Below are 16,199 nucleotides of genomic sequence, written 5' to 3'. Positions count from 1 at the left end.
ACAGACCACCGAAGCCCCATTTCATAAAAGCACCAGGAGACATCCGCATGAATATCGATCTGCAGACCCGCGAGATCACGCCGTTGCGGCAGACGTTCGCGCACGTTGCACGACTTGTTGGCGAAGGCAAGGCCGCAACGCGCTACCAGGAGGCCACCTATGGCGGGCAGCCCATGGCCAACTTCCACTATCGCCCGACGTGGGACCCGGCGCATGAGCTGTTCGACGCCAGCCGCAGCCGCATCCGTCTGGCCGACTGGCAGGCCCTGAAGGACCCGCGCCAGTTCTACTACGCCACGTGGACGATGACCCGCGCGCGCCAGCAGGAGGCGGTGGAGGCCAACTTCCAGTTCGTGGAGTCACGCGGGCTGGCCGCTTCGATGAGCGATGCGCTGCGCACGCGGTTGCTGGAGGTGCTGCTGCCGCTGCGTCACGTGGCCTGGGGCGCGAACATGAATAACGCCGCGATCTGCGCCTATGGCTACGGCACGGCGTTCACTGCGCCGGCGATGTTCCATGCGATGGATCACCTGGGCATCGCGCAACTGATCACGCGCCTGGCGCTGGCACTGGACGAACCCGACGTGCTGGATGCTGGCAAGCGCGCCTGGCTCGACGATGCGTGCTGGCAGGACCTGCGCCGCTATGTAGAGGACACCTTCGTCCTGCAGGACCCGGTGGAGCTGTTCGTCGCGCAGAACCTTGCGCTCGATGGCCTGCTGTACCCGCTGGTCTACGGTCATTACGTGGACGACCACCTCACGCTGCATGGCGGTACGGCGGCGGCCATGCTGACCAGCTTCATGCCCGAGTGGCACGACGAAACCACGCGCTGGGTAGACGCCGTCGTGAAGACGATGGTCGCGGCAACCGAGCCTGAGGCCGCCGCGAACCGCGAACTGCTGACGCAGTGGTTCCGACACTGGGTAGCCCGCGCCACGCAGGCCATGGCGCCGATTGCCGAACTGGCGCTTGGTGAGCACGGTGCTGCCGCGCTGGGCGAGGTTTCCGCCGCGCTCGATGCACGCGCCGCGAAGCTCGGCCTCGCGCTCTGACCCGTCACACGTCCGGACTTCTTGCAGAGGAACAACCATGTCCCAGGTTTTTATCGCCTTCCAGGCCAATGAGGAATCGCGTCCCGTCGTCGAAGCGATCGTGACTGACAACCCCGAGGCGGTGGTCAGCTATCCCACGGGGCTCGTCAAGATCGATGCCCCCGGCAGGCTCACTATCCGTCGCGAAACCATCGAGGAACAGACCGGCCGGCCCTTCGACCTGCAGCAGCTACACGTGAACCTGGTCACGCTGTCGGGCCAGATCGACGAAGACGACGACCAGCTCACATTGAGCTGGAACCACTGAACGCCGCTGGACGCACAGCACCGCACATACCGACAAGAGGAGACACACCATGGATACCCGCGTTGCCAAGAAGAAGCTTGGCCTGAAGGAACGGTACGCCGCCATGACCCGCGGCCTGGGCTGGGAGACCACGTACCAGCCGATGGACAAGGTCTTTCCCTACGACACCTATGAAGGCATCAAGATCCACGACTGGGACAAGTGGCAGGACCCGTTCCGCCTGACGATGGACGCCTACTGGAAGTACCAGGGGGAGAAGGAAAAGAAGCTGTATGCGGTGATCGAGGCCTTCGCGCAGAACAACGGCCAGCTTGGCGTCAGCGATGCCCGCTATATCAACGCACTGAAGCTGTTCCTCCAGGGCGTGACGCCGCTTGAATACTGCGCACACCGTGGCTTTGCGCATGTTGGCCGCCAGTTCACAGGCGAGGGCGCGCGCGTTGCGGCGCAGATGCAGTCCATCGACGAACTGCGCCACTACCAGACCGAGACGCACGCGATCTCGCACTACAACAAGTACTTCAACGGCCTGCACCGGTCGCACCACTGGTTCGACCGTGTCTGGTACCTGTCCGTGCCGAAGTCGTTCTTCGAGGATGCCTGCACCGCCGGCCCATTCGAGTTCCTGACGGCCGTGAGCTTTTCGTTCGAGTACGTGCTGACGAACCTGCTGTTCGTGCCCTTCATGTCAGGCGCGGCACACAACGGCGATATGAGTACCGTCACGTTCGGATTCTCGGCACAGTCCGACGAATCGCGGCACATGACGCTGGGCATCGAGTGCATCAAGTTCATGCTCGAGCAGGATCCCGGCAACGTGCCCATCGTGCAGCGCTGGATCGACAAATGGTTCTGGCGCGGTTACCGCCTGCTGACCATCGTGGCGATGATGCAGGACTACATGCTGCCCAAGCGCGTGATGAGCTGGAAAGAGGCGTGGGAGATGTACGCCGAGGGCAGCGGCGGTGCGCTGTTCAAGGACCTCGCGCGCTACGGCATTCGCGAGCCGCGCGGCTGGAAGGACGCCTGCGAGGGCAAGGACCACATCAGCCACCAGGCGTGGGCCACCTTCTACAACTACGGGGCCGCAGCGCCTTTCCATACGTGGCTGCCGCAGGACGACGAAATGCAGTGGCTGTCGCAGAAGTATCCCGAGAGCTTCGACAAGCTGTATCGCCCGCGCTTCGAATACTGGCGCGAGCGCGCGGACGAAGGCCGGCGCTTCTACAACAAGACGCTGCCGATGCTGTGCACCACGTGCCAGGTCCCGATGTTCTTCACCGAGCCCGGTGATGCCACGAAGATCTGCTACCGCGAGACCAGCTACTTCGGCAACAAGTATCACTTCTGCTCCGATCACTGCCAGCACATCTTCGAGGACGAGCCGGAGAAGTACGTGCAGAGCTGGCTGCCGGTGCACCAGATCTACCAGGGGCATTGCTTCCCCGAAGGCACGGACCCGACGGCGGAAGGCTTCGATCCGCTGACAGCCGTCCTGCAGTACTACGAAATGAACATCGGACGGGACAACTTCGACTTCGAGGGATCGGAGGACCAGAAGAACTTCGCCGCCTGGACAGGAGAGAAAGCATGAGCGTCGTCGTCAATCCCGCCGCCGGGGTGCCTTACCAGTTCCCCATGAAGGACGTGCGTGAGAACTTCCCCGCGCCGCTGCTGTACATCGGATGGGAAGACCACCTGATGTTCTGCTCGCCGGTCTGCGTACCGCTGCCGCCCGAGATGCCGTTCGGCGCGCTCGTGAGCCAGGTGCTGCCCGGCATCTACGCCGAGCACCCCGACTTCGAGCGTATCGACTGGAGCACGGTGCAGTGGTTCAGGTCGGGCAAGCCGTGGACGCCGGACCCGGCGGCCTCGCTCGCCGCGAACGGGCTGGGCCACAAGGACGTCATCCGTTTTCGCACGCCGGGCCTTGCCGGCATCAACGGTTCCTGCAGCTAAAGCCATGTGCAATCAAATCACCATTGAACCCCTTGGCGCCACGCTGGACGTGGCCGAGGGCCAGACGCTGCTCGACGCAGCGCTGCGTTCTGGCGTGTACATACCGCACGCCTGCGGGCACGGGCTGTGCGGCACGTGCAAGGTACAGGTGACCAGCGGAGAAGTGGACCACGGCGCGGCCAACCCGTTCGCGCTGATGGACTTCGAACGGGAGGAGGGCAAAACGCTGGCCTGCTGCGCGACGGCGCTTACCGATGTCTGCATCGAAGCCGACATCGATGAGGAGCCGGACGCCCGCGTCATCCCGGTGCGGGATTTCGCGGCGACGGTGACGCGCATCGAAACGCTGACGCCCACGATCAAGGGGCTGCGCCTCAAGCTGGACCAGCCGATCGACTTCCAGGCCGGCCAGTACGTGATGGTCGAGATTCCCGGGCTGGGGCAGCAGCGTGCGTTCTCGATCGCCAACGCCCCCGCCGAAGTCGCGGAAACCGGCGAGATCGCGTTGCAGGTGCGCCGCGTGCCCGGCGGGGCGGGAACCGGCGTGCTGCATGAGCAGGTACGGGTCGGGGACGTGCTGCGCGTGACTGGCCCCTATGGCCGCTTCTTCGTGCGGCAGTCGGCGGGCATGCCGATGCTGTTCGTCGCAGGGGGATCGGGTCTTTCCAGCCCTCGCTCGATGATCCTTGACCTGCTGGCGGGCGGCTGCGCGCTTCCCATCACGCTGATCAACGGTCAGCGCAGCCTGGAAGAGCTGTACGGCCACGACGAGTTCGTCGACCTGGCTGCGCGGCACCCCAACTTCCAGTACGTGCCCGTGCTGTCCGGCGAGCCAGAAGACAGCGACTGGCGCGGTGCGCGGGGCTATGCGCACGACGCCGCGCGGACGCTGTTCGACGGGCAGTTCGCCGGGCACAAGGCGTACCTGTGCGGGCCCCCACCGATGGTGGAAGCCACGATCGGTGCGTTGATGCAGGGCCGGCTTTTCGAGGAGGACATCTACACCGAGAAATTCCTCTCGGCGGCGGATGCCGACGCGCAACGCAGCCCGCTGTTCCGCCGCGTGTGAAGGAGGACCGTGCAATGCCGGATGAAAGACCAAAGGTTGATGTCTGCGTGGAGCAGACCCAGGAGCACTACGTCTGCGCGACGAGCGAAAGCCTGCTGGCCGGCATGTTGCGCCTTGGGCGCAAGGGCATCCCGGTGGGCTGCATCAACGGTGGCTGCGGGGTATGCAAGGTGCGCGTCATCGAAGGCCGCACGGCGCGACTGGGGCCGCTCAGCCGGGCGCACGTCAGCGCTGAAGAAGAAGCACAGGGCATCACGCTGGCATGCCGCGAGGCACCACTGACCGCCGTGCGGCTTGCCGTGCTGGGCCGGATCGAGAAATCGTTCTTCAAGGGCTTCGCCGCGTCTGCGGGGGCGCAGCCCGAGTACAAACCGCAGTGAGACCCTCAACGAGGAGACAGAAATGGGTGTTCTACGAATTGGGCATGCAAGCCTGAAGGTGATGGACATGGCCGCCGCGCTGCGGCACTACGAGAACGTGCTGGGCATGAAGGTGACGATGCAGGACAAGGCCGGCAACGTTTACCTGAAGTGCTGGGACGAGTGGGACAAGTACTCGCTCATCCTCACGCCGTCGGACCAGGCCGGCCTGAACCACCTTGCCTACAAGGTCGAGAATGACGCCGATCTCGACGAACTGCAGGCCAGGATCGAAGCCTGGGGCATCCGCACCACGATGCTGCCAGAGGCAACGCTGCCGTCCACGGGACGGATGCTGCAGTTCCTGCTGCCGAGCGGCCACGACATGCGGCTCTACGCCATGAAGGAACTGGTTGGCACGGAGGTGGGCAGCCGCAACCCGGACCCGTGGCCGGACAACATCAAGGGAGCTGGCGCGCATTGGCTGGACCATGCGCTGCTGATGTGCGAACTGAACCCCGAGGCCGGCATCAACACCGTGGCGGACAACACGCGCTTCATGCGGGATGTGCTTGGCTTCTTCCTGACGGAGCAGGTGCTGGTGGGGCCGGATGGCTCGGTGCAGGCGGCGACGTGGCTCGCCCGCAGTTCCACGCCGCACGATATCGCCTTCGTTGGCGGGCCGCGCAGCGGCCTGCACCACATCGCGTTCTTCCTGGACTCATGGCACGACGTGCTCAAGGCCGCCGACGTCATGGCGAAGAACAAGACGAAGATCGACGTCGCGCCCACGCGCCACGGCATCACGCGCGGAGAGACGATCTACTTCTTCGACCCGAGCGGCAACCGCAACGAGACATTCGCCGGGCTGGGCTACCTTGCGCAGCCGGACCGTCCCGTCACGACGTGGAGCGAAGACATGCTGTGGACCGGCATCTTCTATCACACCGGCGAAGCGGTGCCGTCCTTCACGGACGTGTACACCTGATCGCTCCGTGCCGGCCGCCATCCCCATGACCACTTTCCGCAGACTGCCATGTCCCTGACCGCTTCCAACGCGCTCCGTGTGAGCGAACCTCGTCCCCATATCACGCTGCCTGCAGCACAGGCAGCGGTGACGGCCGCGGTGGCGGCGGCAGCGGAGCAGGGCCTGCGCATCAACGTGGCCGTGGTGGATGGCGGTGGCGCGCTGGTGGCCTTTGCGCGCATGACGGGCGCCTTCCTGCACTCGATCGACATTGCCATCGACAAGGCGCGCACGTCGGCCAGCTTCGGCTTTCCCACTGCGCAGTGGGGCGAATTGCTGGCCGATGACGAGCCGTTGCGCCTGGGTCTGGCAACTCGCCCGGGGCTTGTGATCTTCGGCGGCGGCCTGCCGATGCGCGAGGCTGGCGAGGTGATTGGCGGTATCGGCGTGTCCGGCGGCTCGGCCCGGCAGGACGAAGCCTGCGCGCGCGCCGGCCTGCACGCCATCGGCCTGCAATGAAATTTTCTTCTTAACCAGGACAGGGACTGTCTGGGACTGTCTGCCTCGGGAATCCGACCGTGAAGCAATTCCGCAATTTCATCAATGGCGAGTTTGTCGCCACCAACAAGACGTTCGAGAACCGCGCGCCGGTTGATAACCGGGTGATCGGGCTCGTGCACGAGGCGGGGCAGGCCGAGGTGGACGCCGCCGTCGCCGCCGCGCGCGCCGCGCTGCATGGCGAGTGGGGGCGCATGCCGGTGACCCGGCGCGTTGAACTGCTGCATGCCGTGGCCGACGAGATCAGTCGCCGCTTCGACGATTTCCTCGAAGCCGAACTGGCCGACACCGGCAAGCCGCGCAGCCTCGCCGCGCATATCGACATCCCGCGCGGCGCCGCCAACTTCAAGGTCTTCGCCGACATCGTCAAGAACGTACCCACCGAGAGCTTCGAGATGACCACGCCGGACGGTGGCACGGCGATCAGTTACGCGCTGCGCGCCCCGCTGGGCGTGGTGGCGGTGGTCTGCCCGTGGAACCTGCCGCTGCTGCTGATGACGTGGAAGGTAGGCCCCGCGCTGGCCTGCGGCAATACGGTGATCGTCAAGCCTTCCGAGGAGACGCCGGCCACGGCCACGCTGCTGGGCGAGGTGATGGAGAAGGTAGGCGTGCCAAAAGGCGTCTACAACGTGCTGCACGGCTTTGGGCCAGGCTCGGCTGGCGAGTTCCTGACCCGCCATCCCGGCGTCAACGGCATTACGTTCACCGGAGAAACGCGCACCGGCGAGGCCATCATGACGGCGGCGGCAAAGGGCGTGCGGCCGGTCAGCTTCGAACTGGGTGGCAAGAACGCGGGCATCGTCTTTGCCGATGCCGACTTCGACAAGGCTGTGGCCGGCATCGCGCGCAGCGCGTTCGAGAACTGTGGGCAGGTCTGCCTGGGAACCGAGCGTGTTTACGTGCAGCGGCCAATCTTCGACAGGTTCGTGCAGGCGCTCAAGGAGAAGGCCGAATCGCTGCGCATCGGGCCGTCAGACGCTCCGGGCGTGGGTCTTGGCCCGCTGATCTCGGCCGAGCACAAGGCCAAGGTGATGTCCTACTACGACGTGGCGCGCAGCGAGGGCGCGACGGTGGTGACCGGCGGCGGCGCACCGTCCATGCCGCCCGACCTTGCCGAAGGCCATTGGGTGCAGCCGACGATCTGGACCGGCCTGCCCGAAAGCGCGCGCGTGATCCGGGAGGAAATCTTCGGACCCTGCTGCCACATCGCGCCGTTCGACACCGAGGAGGAAGCCATCGCCCTGGCCAACGCCACCGACTATGGGCTGGCCACCACGGTGTGGACGCAGGACCTTGGCACGGCTCACCGCATGGCGCGTGCCATCGACGTGGGGCTGTGCTGGATCAATAGCTGGTTCCTGCGCGACCTCCGCACGGCATTCGGCGGGGCCAAGGCATCGGGCATCGGCCGTGAGGGCGGCGTGCATTCCCTGGAGTTCTACACGGAACTGCGCAACGTGATGGTGAAGCTATGAGCGAGAGCGAAATTCAGGCACCCGAAACCCGGTACGTGCGAACGGGTGCGGTGACAACCCACGTGCATGACGTTGGCCGGGGTTCGCCCGTGCTGCTGCTGCACGGGTCCGGCCCGGGAGTCAGCGCGTGGGCCAACTGGCGCCCGGTGCTGCCGACGCTGGCCCGTGAACGCCGCGTCATCGCGCCGGACATGCTCGGCTTCGGCCAGAGCGACCGCCCTGCCGGGCAGGTCTACGGCATGGGTGTCTGGGTGCAGCAGGCCCTGGACCTGCTCGATGCGCTGGAACTGCCGCAGGTCGATCTCGTCGGCAACTCGTTTGGCGGCGCGCTGGCGCTGGCGCTTGCCATCCGTGCACCGGAGCGGGTGCGGCGGCTTGTGCTGATGGGATCTGTCGGGGTGCCATTCCGCATTACGCCGGGGCTGGAGGCAGTGTGGGGCTATGAGCCATCACTGGAGGCAATGCGGGGGCTGCTGGACCTGTTCGCCTTCGACCGTGGCCGCGTGACCGACGAACTGGCCCGGCTGCGGTACGAAGCCAGCGTGGCACCGGGCGTGCAGGAATCCTATGCCGCGATGTTTCCCGCGCCGCGCCAGCGGTGGGCCGACGCAATGGCCAGCGCCGAGGCCGATATCCGCGCGCTGCCGCACGAGACGCTGGTGGTCCACGGCCGGGAGGACAAGGTCATTCCGCTGTCCAATTCGCTGACGCTGGCGGACTGGATTCCCAACAGCCAGCTCCACGTTTTCGGCCGCTGCGGCCACTGGACGCAGATCGAGCACAGCGCGCGCTTCGCGACGCTGGTGAGCAACTTCCTGGCCGAAGCCGACGCCGCCGCAGTTGCCTGAACCGAATTTCACGTATCAAGGAACACTCATGGACGCTACCAAGATCCAACACTACGGCGACGCGCTCTACGAATCGCTCTTGACGCGCACGCCGCTGGAACCGCTGACCGACCGCGAGCCGGATATCACCATCGAAGACGCGTACCAGATCCAGTTGCGCATGATCGGCCGCCGCCTTGAAGCGGGCGAGACCGTGATCGGCAAGAAGATCGGCGTGACCAGCCGGGTGGTGATGGACATGCTAGGGGTGGACCAACCCGACTTCGGCCACTTGCTGTCCGGCATGGTCTTCAACGAGGGCGAGCCGGTGGACACGGCCAGGATGATCGCGCCGAAGGCGGAGGCGGAAGTGGCCTTCGTGCTGTCGCGGGATCTCTGCGGGCCGGGCGTGACCGCAGCCGACGTGCTGCGTGCCACCGATTTCGTGATGCCGTGCTTCGAGATCGTCGATTCCCGCATCCGCGACTGGAAGATTCGCATCCAGGACACCGTGGCCGACAACGCGTCGTGCGGCGTCTTCACGCTCGGCGGCACGCGCCGCAGCCCGCGCGACCTCGATCTGGCGCTGGCAGGCATGGTGCTGGAGAAGAACGGCGAGATCGTGAGCACCTCGTGCGGTGCCTCCGTACAGGGCTCGCCCGTCAATGCGGTGGCGTGGCTGGCGAACACGCTGGGCCGCTTCGGCATCGCGCTGAAGGCAGGCGACGTGATCCTGTCCGGCTCGCAGTCGCCGCTGGTGCCAGTCAAGCCGGGCGACAGCCTGTATTGCAGCGTGGGCGGGCTGGGCGGGACCTCGGTGCGCTTCATCTGACTCATATCCATCGGGAAACCAGACCATGACACTGAACCGGGAAACCATCGAAGCGCTTGCCGCGCATGTCGAGGGCGCGCAGCTTGCCGTGCGCGACATCACGAAGATCACCGACGAATACCCTGACCTCGACTGGTCCGATGCCTATGACATCCAGGACGAGATCCGCCGGCGCAAGGAGTCGCGCGGCCTCAGGACGGTGGGGCTGAAAGCCGGGCTCACATCGTTCGCCAAGATGAAGCAGATGGGGGTGGAGACGCCGGTGTTCGGCTTTGTCAGCGAAGACATGGCGCGGCCTGACGGCGGCGAGATCCGCATGTCGGAGTTGATCCACCCGAAAGTGGAGGCCGAGATCTGCATCGTCACCAAGGCACCGCTGCGGGGCCCGGGCTGCCACGTGGGCAGCGTGCTGGCGGCCATCGACTTCGTCGTGCCGGCGGTGGAAATCATCGACAGCCGCTACCGCGACTTCAAGTTCGACCTGAAGAGCGTTATTGCCGACAACACCTCGGCGGCTCGCTTCGTGGTGGGTGGACGTGCGCGTAGCCCGGAAGATCTCGACCTGCGCACGCTCGGCGTCGTGCTGGAGAAGAATGGCCGCGCCGTTGCCATGGCAGCCGGCGCGGCAGTGCTGGGCCATCCGGCTGCGGCCGTGGCGATGATGGCGAACCACCTCGGCGCGCGCGGACAGGAAATCCCGGCCGGCACTTTCATCATGACCGGCGGCGTGACAGAGGCGATTGCCGTTGCGGCGGGCGATAGCGTGTGCGTCCGCTTTCAGGACCTGGGCAACGTGTCGATGCGCTTCGTGGAATGAGCGCCGATCGCCAGAACAAACCAGTGGAGACCACTTCAATGACCCGCAAAATCAAATGTGCCCTGATCGGTCCCGGCAATATCGGTACCGATCTGCTCGCCAAGCTGCAGCGCAGCCCGGTGCTCGAGCCGGTGTGGATGGTCGGCATCGACCCGGAATCGGACGGCCTCAAGCGCGCCCGCGAGATGGGCATCAAGACGACGTCCGACGGCGTGGACGGCCTGCTGCCGCATGTGCTTGCCGACGGCGTGCAGATCGCCTTCGACGCGACCAGCGCCTATGTCCACGCCGACAACTCGCGCAAGCTGAACGCGCTCGGGGTGCTGATGATCGACCTGACGCCTGCCGCCATCGGCCCGTACTGCGTGCCGCCAGTCAACCTGCGCGAGCATCTCGGGCGCGCCGAGATGAACGTCAACATGGTCACTTGCGGCGGCCAGGCCACGATTCCGATGGTGGCCGCCGTGAGCCGCGTGCAGCCGGTTGCCTATGGCGAGATCGTGGCCACGGTGTCCAGCCGGTCAGTTGGGCCGGGCACGCGCAAGAACATCGACGAATTCACACGCACCACGGCAGGGGCGGTGGAACGCGTGGGCGGCGCCGCCAAGGGCAAGGCCATCATCATCATCAATCCGGCGGAGCCGCCGCTGATCATGCGCGATACCGTGCATTGCCTGACGGAAACCGAGCCGGACCGCGAGGCAATCACCGCCTCGATCCACGCCATGATCGGGGAAGTGAAGAAGTACGTGCCGGGCTACAAGCTCGTCAATGGCCCGGTGTTCGACGGCAATCGCGTGAGCGTCTTCCTGGAAGTGGAGGGCCTTGGCGACTACCTGCCGAAATACGCCGGCAATCTGGACATCATGACGGCCGCCGCCGCGCGCACCGCCGAGATGTTCGCCGAGGAAATACTGAAGGGCGAACTGACCCTGCAAGCCACTCCTGCCGCCGTGGCAGCCTGAGGAGACGCACGACATGACTACGCTGAAAGGCAAGAGCATCACCGTCCACGACATGACGTTGCGCGACGGCATGCACCCGAAGCGCCACCTGATGACGCTTGAACAGATGACCACCATCGCGCAGGGCCTGGACGCCGCGGGCGTGCCGCTGATCGAGGTTACCCATGGCGACGGGCTGGGCGGCTCATCGCTCAATTACGGCTTTCCTGCGCATAGCGACGAGGAATACCTGGGCGCCGTGATCCCGCTGATGAAGCAGGCCAAGGTCTCGGCGCTGCTGTTGCCCGGTATCGGCACCGTGGATCACCTGAAGATGGCGCGCGAGCTTGGCGTGCACACCATCCGCGTGGCCACGCACTGCACGGAGGCCGATGTCTCGGAGCAGCACATCAGCCACGCGCGCAAGCTCGACATGGACACCGTGGGCTTCCTGATGATGGCGCACATGAATAGCCCGGAGGGCCTTGCCCGGCAGGCCAGGCTGATGGAGAGCTATGGCGCCAACTGCATCTACGTCACCGATTCGGCCGGCTACATGCTGCCCGATGATGTCAAGGCGCGGCTGCGCGTGGTGCGCGATGCGCTGCGGCCGGAGACCGAACTTGGATTCCACGGGCACCACAACATGGCTATGGGCATCGCCAATTCGCTGGCCGCGATCGAATGTGGCGCGACGCGCATCGATGCCGCCGCCGCCGGGTTGGGGGCAGGGGCCGGCAACACGCCGATGGAAGTGCTGGTGGCGGTCTGCGACCGCATGGGCATCCATACCGGCGTGGACGTGTGGAAGATCCAGGACGTTGCCGAAGACCTCGTGGTGCCGATCATGGACTTCCCCATCCGGATCGACCGCGATGCGTTGACGCTGGGCTACGCGGGCGTGTACGGCAGCTTCCTGCTGTTTGCCAAGCGCGCTGGCGAAAAGTACGGCGTGCCTGCGCGCGACCTGTTGGTCGAACTCGGCCGGCGCGGCATGGTGGGCGGCCAGGAAGACATGATCGAGGATACGGCGCTCACGATGGCCCGCGAGCGCGGGCTCCGGCAAGTCGCGTGAGCGCAGTCTGATTACCCGTGGGATTGTTGGAGAAGAACCATGCCGTTTGCGCAGATTTACATGATCGAAGGCCGTACCGTGGAGCAGAAGCGCGCCGTGATACAGAAAGTCACGGCTGCGCTGGTGGAGGCGACGGGAGCGCCAAAGGAGAACGTCCGCGTCTGGATTCAGGATGTGCCGAAGGAGAACTGGGGTATTGCCGGTGAATCGGCGAAGGACCTTGGGCGCTAGCCGCCGCCGCGGCTTCGCGTCAGTTCCCCGATAGCGCTTCCAGCACCGGCAGGTTGCCCTCGCCAAAGCCCTGATAGGCGTCGCGCTGGACGATCTCGAAGAAGAACTCGCCCGCCTCGCGCTTGACGAACGCCTGCAGGAAGCGCGCGGGCGGGCCATCTTCACGCACGGCGCCGTCGGCGAGGATGCCGTAGCGCTGCAGCGCTGCCAGGTCCAGGCCATGGCCCGGCAGGCGCGCTTCGATGGCGTCGTAGTAGGCCGCCGGGGGCTGCACGAACTGCACGCCATTGCGTTCCAGTGCCGCGGCGCTGGCAAGTATGTCGGCGCTGGCCAGCGCAATATGCTGGATGCCTTCGCCATGGTGGTCCGACAGGTAGTGGCGCATCTGGTCGTGGCGCGGCGTGCCCTTCTCATACAACGGGATGCGAATACGCCCGCACGGCGACACCAGCGCGTGGGCCTCGCTGGCGACCACGATTTCACGGAAACCAAGCACCTTGCGGTAGAACTCCAGCCATTCCTCCAGATGGCCGGGTTCAACCGCCTGGGTCAGGTGGTCGACGCGCAGAAGCCCCGCATCGGGCGTATCAACGGGCTGCGGCAGCGGGCGGAAATCGACATCGTAGATCGAGATATCGCCCACGTCGCCGGGCCGGCCTTCCTTGCCGCGCCAGCGGTCGATGAAGTAGATGATCGACTGGCCGATTCCCTGGATCGCGGGGATATTGAGCTCCATCGGCCCCACCGTGCCACCCTCGAACGGCCACGCCCCGGCTTCCAGCGCGCTGGCAAAGGCGGCTGCGGCGTCGTTCACGCGGATGCCAATCGCGGAGATCGACAGACCGTACTCGCTGGCATAACGCGTTGCGAACGAATCTGGCTCGGCATCGACGATGAAATTCATCTCGCCCTGCCGGTAGAGCTTCACGGCTTTGTGGCGATGGCCGGCAATGGCCGCGAAACCGAAGCGCTCAAGCGTGCGACCGAGCGCAGCCGGGTCGGGCGAAGCAAATTCGATGAACTCGTAGCCCTGGATACCGAGCGGGTTGTCCCACGCATCGAGATCGTCGGCGCGCGGGGAAGATACGTCTGCGGCGCTCATTGTCGTTGCTCCTGTTGGGGTGGCGAAGGGGGCGGTGCCGGACCAAAAGCGGCGTCGATCGGATCATAGCAACGGGGCCTCTCCGGACCGAGTCCGGATGGTGGGCCGCCGCACCTCGTAGAAACCCCAACTGCGCGCCTTGATCGCGCATATGCGTTCACTGATCGCGCAATATGGCCTGAGGGCCTCTTGGCGGGCGTGCTTTCGGACACTAATCTCCGGTCATCGAAACGCACCCCGGCCGGCCGCAAGGCCCGCGCCACGAACGTATCCGCACCATGATCAACGGCAAGACCACACTCATTCCGCACCTTGGCTATCCCACGGAGTCGTTCAAGGCGCCGATGATTTACAACCCCTGGTTCGCGCAGCAAGGCATCAATGCGGTGGTGGTGCCGATGGGCGTCAAGCCCGACGACTTTGCCGAAGTGTTCCGTTCGCTGTTCCGCATGACCAATATCCGCGGCGCGCTCGTGACCATGCCGCACAAGGTCGCAACGCTGGAACTGGTGGACGAACTGACGCCGGCCGCCCGCATTGCCGGTGCGTGCAACGCCGTGCTGCGGCGCGATGACGGTACGCTGGTGGGCGACCAGTTCGACGGCGCCGGCTTTGTGCGCGGCATCGTGCGCAAGGGCTGCCGGCTGGAAGGTGCACGCGCCATCGTCTCCGGCAGCGGAGGCGTGGGCAGCGCGATTGCCGCGTCACTGGCGCAAGCCGGCGTGGCCGAACTGGCGCTGTTCGATGCCCGCGAGGGCGCCGCGCGCGCGCTGGCCCGCCGCCTGGCCGAGCATTACCCGGCGCTGCGCGTCAGCACCGGCACGAACGACCCGCAAGGCTTCGACGTGGTGGTGAACGCCACCCCGCTGGGCATGCATGCGGGCGATCCGCTGCCGTTCGACGTTACGCGCATTGCCGCCGGCACCATGGTTGGCGAGGTAGTGATGAAGCATGAATACACGCCGTTCCTCGAAGCCGCGCTGGCGCGCAACTGCAAGGTCCAGGTAGGCACCGACATGCTGTTCGAGATGATCCCCGCCTACCTGGAGTTCTTTGGCTACGGTACGGCCACACCCGAAGCGCTGCGCGCGGTTGCCCAGATCCAGTATTGAGGCCAGCAGGGCGGTTGCCCTGGCCGACAGCCGAGCCCAAGCCCATCCTATAAAGGCACGCCGGCAAGCATTTCCAATTCAACGGTGGAGACAGACAAGATGACCACGACTCACAAGGAGCTGCCAGCCGGTGCCACGCCCTCGGCACCTGGCAACTCGCTCGGCGACAAGATCCGCGCCGCCTTTGCCCTTGGCAACGTGCGATGGTGCATGCTGGCGCTGGTGTTCTTCGCAACCACGCTGAACTATATCGACCGCGCCGCGCTTGGCGTGCTGCAGCCGGTGCTGGCCAAGGCCATGGCGTGGACCGCGCAGGACTACGCCAATATCAACTTCTGGTTCCAGGTGGGCTACGCCATCGGCTTTGCGCTGCAGGGCCGGTTCATCGACATGGTCGGCGTCAAGCGCGCCTTCTTTCTGGCGGTGCTGCTGTGGAGCATTGCCTGTGGCGCACATGCATTCGCGGCTTCGGCGGTTGGCTTCATGATCTGCCGCTTCTTCCTTGGCCTGGCCGAATCGGCCAACTATCCGGCCTGCGTGAAGACCACGCGCATCTGGTTCCCGGCGAGCGAGCGCGCAATCGCCACAGGGATCTTCAATGCGGGCACCAACGTCGGCGCGATGCTTACGCCGATCATGCTGCCGCTGATCCTGCAGGCCTGGGGCTGGCAGGCGGCCTTTATCGCCATCGCATTGCTGGGCACGGTTTGGCTGGTGTTCTGGTATGCGAGCTATCACAACCCCGAGCAGCACCCGACCGTCAGTGCCGCCGAACTGGCCCACGTCACGCGCGACGTCGAGCCGCCGCCGCACCGCATCCGCTACGCGCAGATCCTGCGCATGCGCGGCACGTGGGCCTTTGCCCTTGCGTACGCGATCACCGCGCCGGTGTTCTGGTTCTACCTGTACTGGCTGCCGCCGTTCCTGAACCAGCAGTACCAGCTTGGCATCAGCGTCACGCAGATGGGGATTCCGCTGATCGTGATCTACCTGGCGGCGGATCTGGGCAGCGTGGGCGGCGGTGCGCTGTCGTCGTGGCTGATCAGCCGTGGCATGCCGGCCGTGCGGGCGCGTCTGCTGTCGATGCTGATCTTCGCGGTATGCATTACCTCGGTGGTGATGGCTGCCGGCGCCAGCAGCCTGTGGATGGCCGTGGGCGCGATCTCGATTGCGATCGGCGCGCACCAGGCGTGGACGGCGAACATCTGGAGCATGGTGATGGATTACACGCCCAAGCATGTGGTCAGTTCGGTGTTCGGCTTCGGCGGGATGATCGGCGCCATTGGCGGCATGTTCATGACGCAGCTGGTCGGCTACGTGCTCACCTCGACGCACAACAACTATGCGGTGCTGTTCACGATGATCCCCTGCGCCTACTTCATCGCGCTTGCGTGGCTGTTCTTCCTGGCCCCGCGCAAGGTGCCGGAACACGCCTGACGCGTCCTGACGCCATTCGATCCCGCCTGACCGGCGGGCGTTCGCCCCGTCGTCAATACAACACAGAGACAAA

The 16,199-nt window shown here is 65.4% G+C and carries 18 protein-coding genes; 17 read left to right on the top strand and 1 reads right to left on the bottom strand.

The window, feature by feature from the left end:
- The first annotated feature begins 47 nt into the window (after positions 1-47).
- Genes B552_RS0123285 through B552_RS0123215 form a run of 15 tightly spaced genes read left to right on the top strand, consistent with a single transcriptional unit; the run spans position 48 to position 12,475 of the window.
- Complete coding sequence (locus B552_RS0123285) at positions 48-1,055, top strand: aromatic/alkene monooxygenase hydroxylase subunit beta (protein WP_019451468.1); 1,008 nt, start codon at positions 48-50, stop codon at positions 1,053-1,055.
- Positions 1,056-1,092: 37 nt separating this feature from the next.
- Positions 1,093-1,362 carry an MmoB/DmpM family protein gene (locus tag B552_RS0123280; protein ID WP_019451467.1) on the top strand — a complete coding sequence of 90 codons (270 nt, stop codon included), beginning with the start codon at positions 1,093-1,095 and terminating at the stop codon, positions 1,360-1,362.
- Positions 1,363-1,411: 49 nt separating this feature from the next.
- Positions 1,412-2,956: an aromatic/alkene/methane monooxygenase hydroxylase/oxygenase subunit alpha gene (locus tag B552_RS0123275; protein WP_019451466.1), complete on the top strand. Its 1,545-nt coding sequence runs from the start codon at positions 1,412-1,414 to the stop codon at positions 2,954-2,956.
- Positions 2,953-3,321, top strand: a complete 369-nt coding sequence (locus B552_RS0123270) for a phenol hydroxylase subunit P4 (RefSeq protein WP_019451465.1) — start codon at positions 2,953-2,955, stop codon at positions 3,319-3,321. Before B552_RS0123275 ends, B552_RS0123270 begins: the two co-directional genes overlap by 4 nt.
- Positions 3,322-3,325: 4 nt before the next feature.
- A complete protein-coding gene (locus tag B552_RS0123265) occupies positions 3,326-4,390 on the top strand; it encodes a 2Fe-2S iron-sulfur cluster binding domain-containing protein (protein WP_019451464.1) in 1,065 nt (354 codons plus the stop codon).
- Between the two features lie 14 nt (positions 4,391-4,404).
- Positions 4,405-4,770 (top strand): 2Fe-2S iron-sulfur cluster-binding protein, encoded by a 366-nt coding sequence (locus B552_RS0123260; protein WP_019451463.1) that lies wholly within the window; start codon positions 4,405-4,407, stop codon positions 4,768-4,770.
- A 22-nt stretch (positions 4,771-4,792) separates the two neighbouring features.
- Positions 4,793-5,737 carry a catechol 2,3-dioxygenase gene (locus tag B552_RS0123255; protein WP_019451462.1) on the top strand — a complete coding sequence of 315 codons (945 nt, stop codon included), beginning with the start codon at positions 4,793-4,795 and terminating at the stop codon, positions 5,735-5,737.
- Between the two features lie 48 nt (positions 5,738-5,785).
- On the top strand, positions 5,786-6,235 hold the full coding sequence (locus tag B552_RS0123250) for a heme-binding protein (protein ID WP_019451461.1): 450 nt from the start codon (positions 5,786-5,788) through the stop codon (positions 6,233-6,235).
- A 59-nt stretch (positions 6,236-6,294) separates the two neighbouring features.
- On the top strand, positions 6,295-7,749 hold the full coding sequence (locus tag B552_RS0123245; protein ID WP_019451460.1) for a 2-hydroxymuconic semialdehyde dehydrogenase: 1,455 nt from the start codon (positions 6,295-6,297) through the stop codon (positions 7,747-7,749).
- The gene (locus tag B552_RS0123240) at positions 7,746-8,597 is read left to right on the top strand and encodes an alpha/beta hydrolase (RefSeq protein ID WP_019451459.1); all 852 of its coding nucleotides are present in this window, start codon (positions 7,746-7,748) and stop codon (positions 8,595-8,597) included. The genes B552_RS0123245 and B552_RS0123240 overlap by 4 nt, the downstream gene beginning before the upstream one ends.
- Before the next feature lie 28 nt (positions 8,598-8,625).
- Positions 8,626-9,408 carry a 2-oxopent-4-enoate hydratase gene (gene dmpE, locus B552_RS0123235; protein ID WP_019451458.1) on the top strand — a complete coding sequence of 261 codons (783 nt, stop codon included), beginning with the start codon at positions 8,626-8,628 and terminating at the stop codon, positions 9,406-9,408.
- A gap of 25 nt (positions 9,409-9,433) precedes the next feature.
- Positions 9,434-10,225, top strand: coding sequence for a 2-oxo-3-hexenedioate decarboxylase (gene dmpH, locus B552_RS0123230; RefSeq protein WP_019451457.1), 792 nt, complete (start codon positions 9,434-9,436; stop codon positions 10,223-10,225).
- Positions 10,226-10,263: 38 nt separating this feature from the next.
- Positions 10,264-11,190, top strand: coding sequence for an acetaldehyde dehydrogenase (acetylating) (locus B552_RS0123225; protein ID WP_019451456.1), 927 nt, complete (start codon positions 10,264-10,266; stop codon positions 11,188-11,190).
- 13 nt (positions 11,191-11,203) lie between these two features.
- Positions 11,204-12,244 (top strand): 4-hydroxy-2-oxovalerate aldolase, encoded by a 1,041-nt coding sequence (gene dmpG, locus B552_RS0123220; RefSeq protein ID WP_019451455.1) that lies wholly within the window; start codon positions 11,204-11,206, stop codon positions 12,242-12,244.
- A 39-nt stretch (positions 12,245-12,283) separates the two neighbouring features.
- On the top strand, positions 12,284-12,475 hold the full coding sequence (locus B552_RS0123215; protein WP_019451454.1) for a 2-hydroxymuconate tautomerase: 192 nt from the start codon (positions 12,284-12,286) through the stop codon (positions 12,473-12,475).
- A gap of 19 nt (positions 12,476-12,494) precedes the next feature.
- Here the strand turns inward: B552_RS0123215 and B552_RS0123210 are convergent, their stop codons facing one another.
- Positions 12,495-13,577 (bottom strand): VOC family protein, encoded by a 1,083-nt coding sequence (locus tag B552_RS0123210; protein ID WP_019451453.1) that lies wholly within the window; start codon positions 13,575-13,577, stop codon positions 12,495-12,497.
- A gap of 278 nt (positions 13,578-13,855) precedes the next feature.
- Here B552_RS0123210 and B552_RS0123205 point away from each other — a divergent pair, with 278 nt between their 5' ends.
- Entirely contained in the window at positions 13,856-14,689 is an 834-nt protein-coding gene (locus B552_RS0123205; protein ID WP_019451452.1) for a shikimate 5-dehydrogenase, read from the top strand.
- Positions 14,690-14,788: 99 nt separating this feature from the next.
- Positions 14,789-16,126, top strand: coding sequence for an MFS transporter (locus tag B552_RS0123200; RefSeq protein WP_019451451.1), 1,338 nt, complete (start codon positions 14,789-14,791; stop codon positions 16,124-16,126).
- Positions 16,127-16,199 lie beyond the last annotated feature (73 nt).

Source organism: Cupriavidus sp. BIS7 (genome assembly GCF_000292345.1).
Taxonomy (GTDB): domain Bacteria; phylum Pseudomonadota; class Gammaproteobacteria; order Burkholderiales; family Burkholderiaceae; genus Cupriavidus.
The sequence above is the reverse complement of the archived record's forward strand: the minus strand, read 5'-3'. Positions and strand labels throughout refer to the sequence as shown.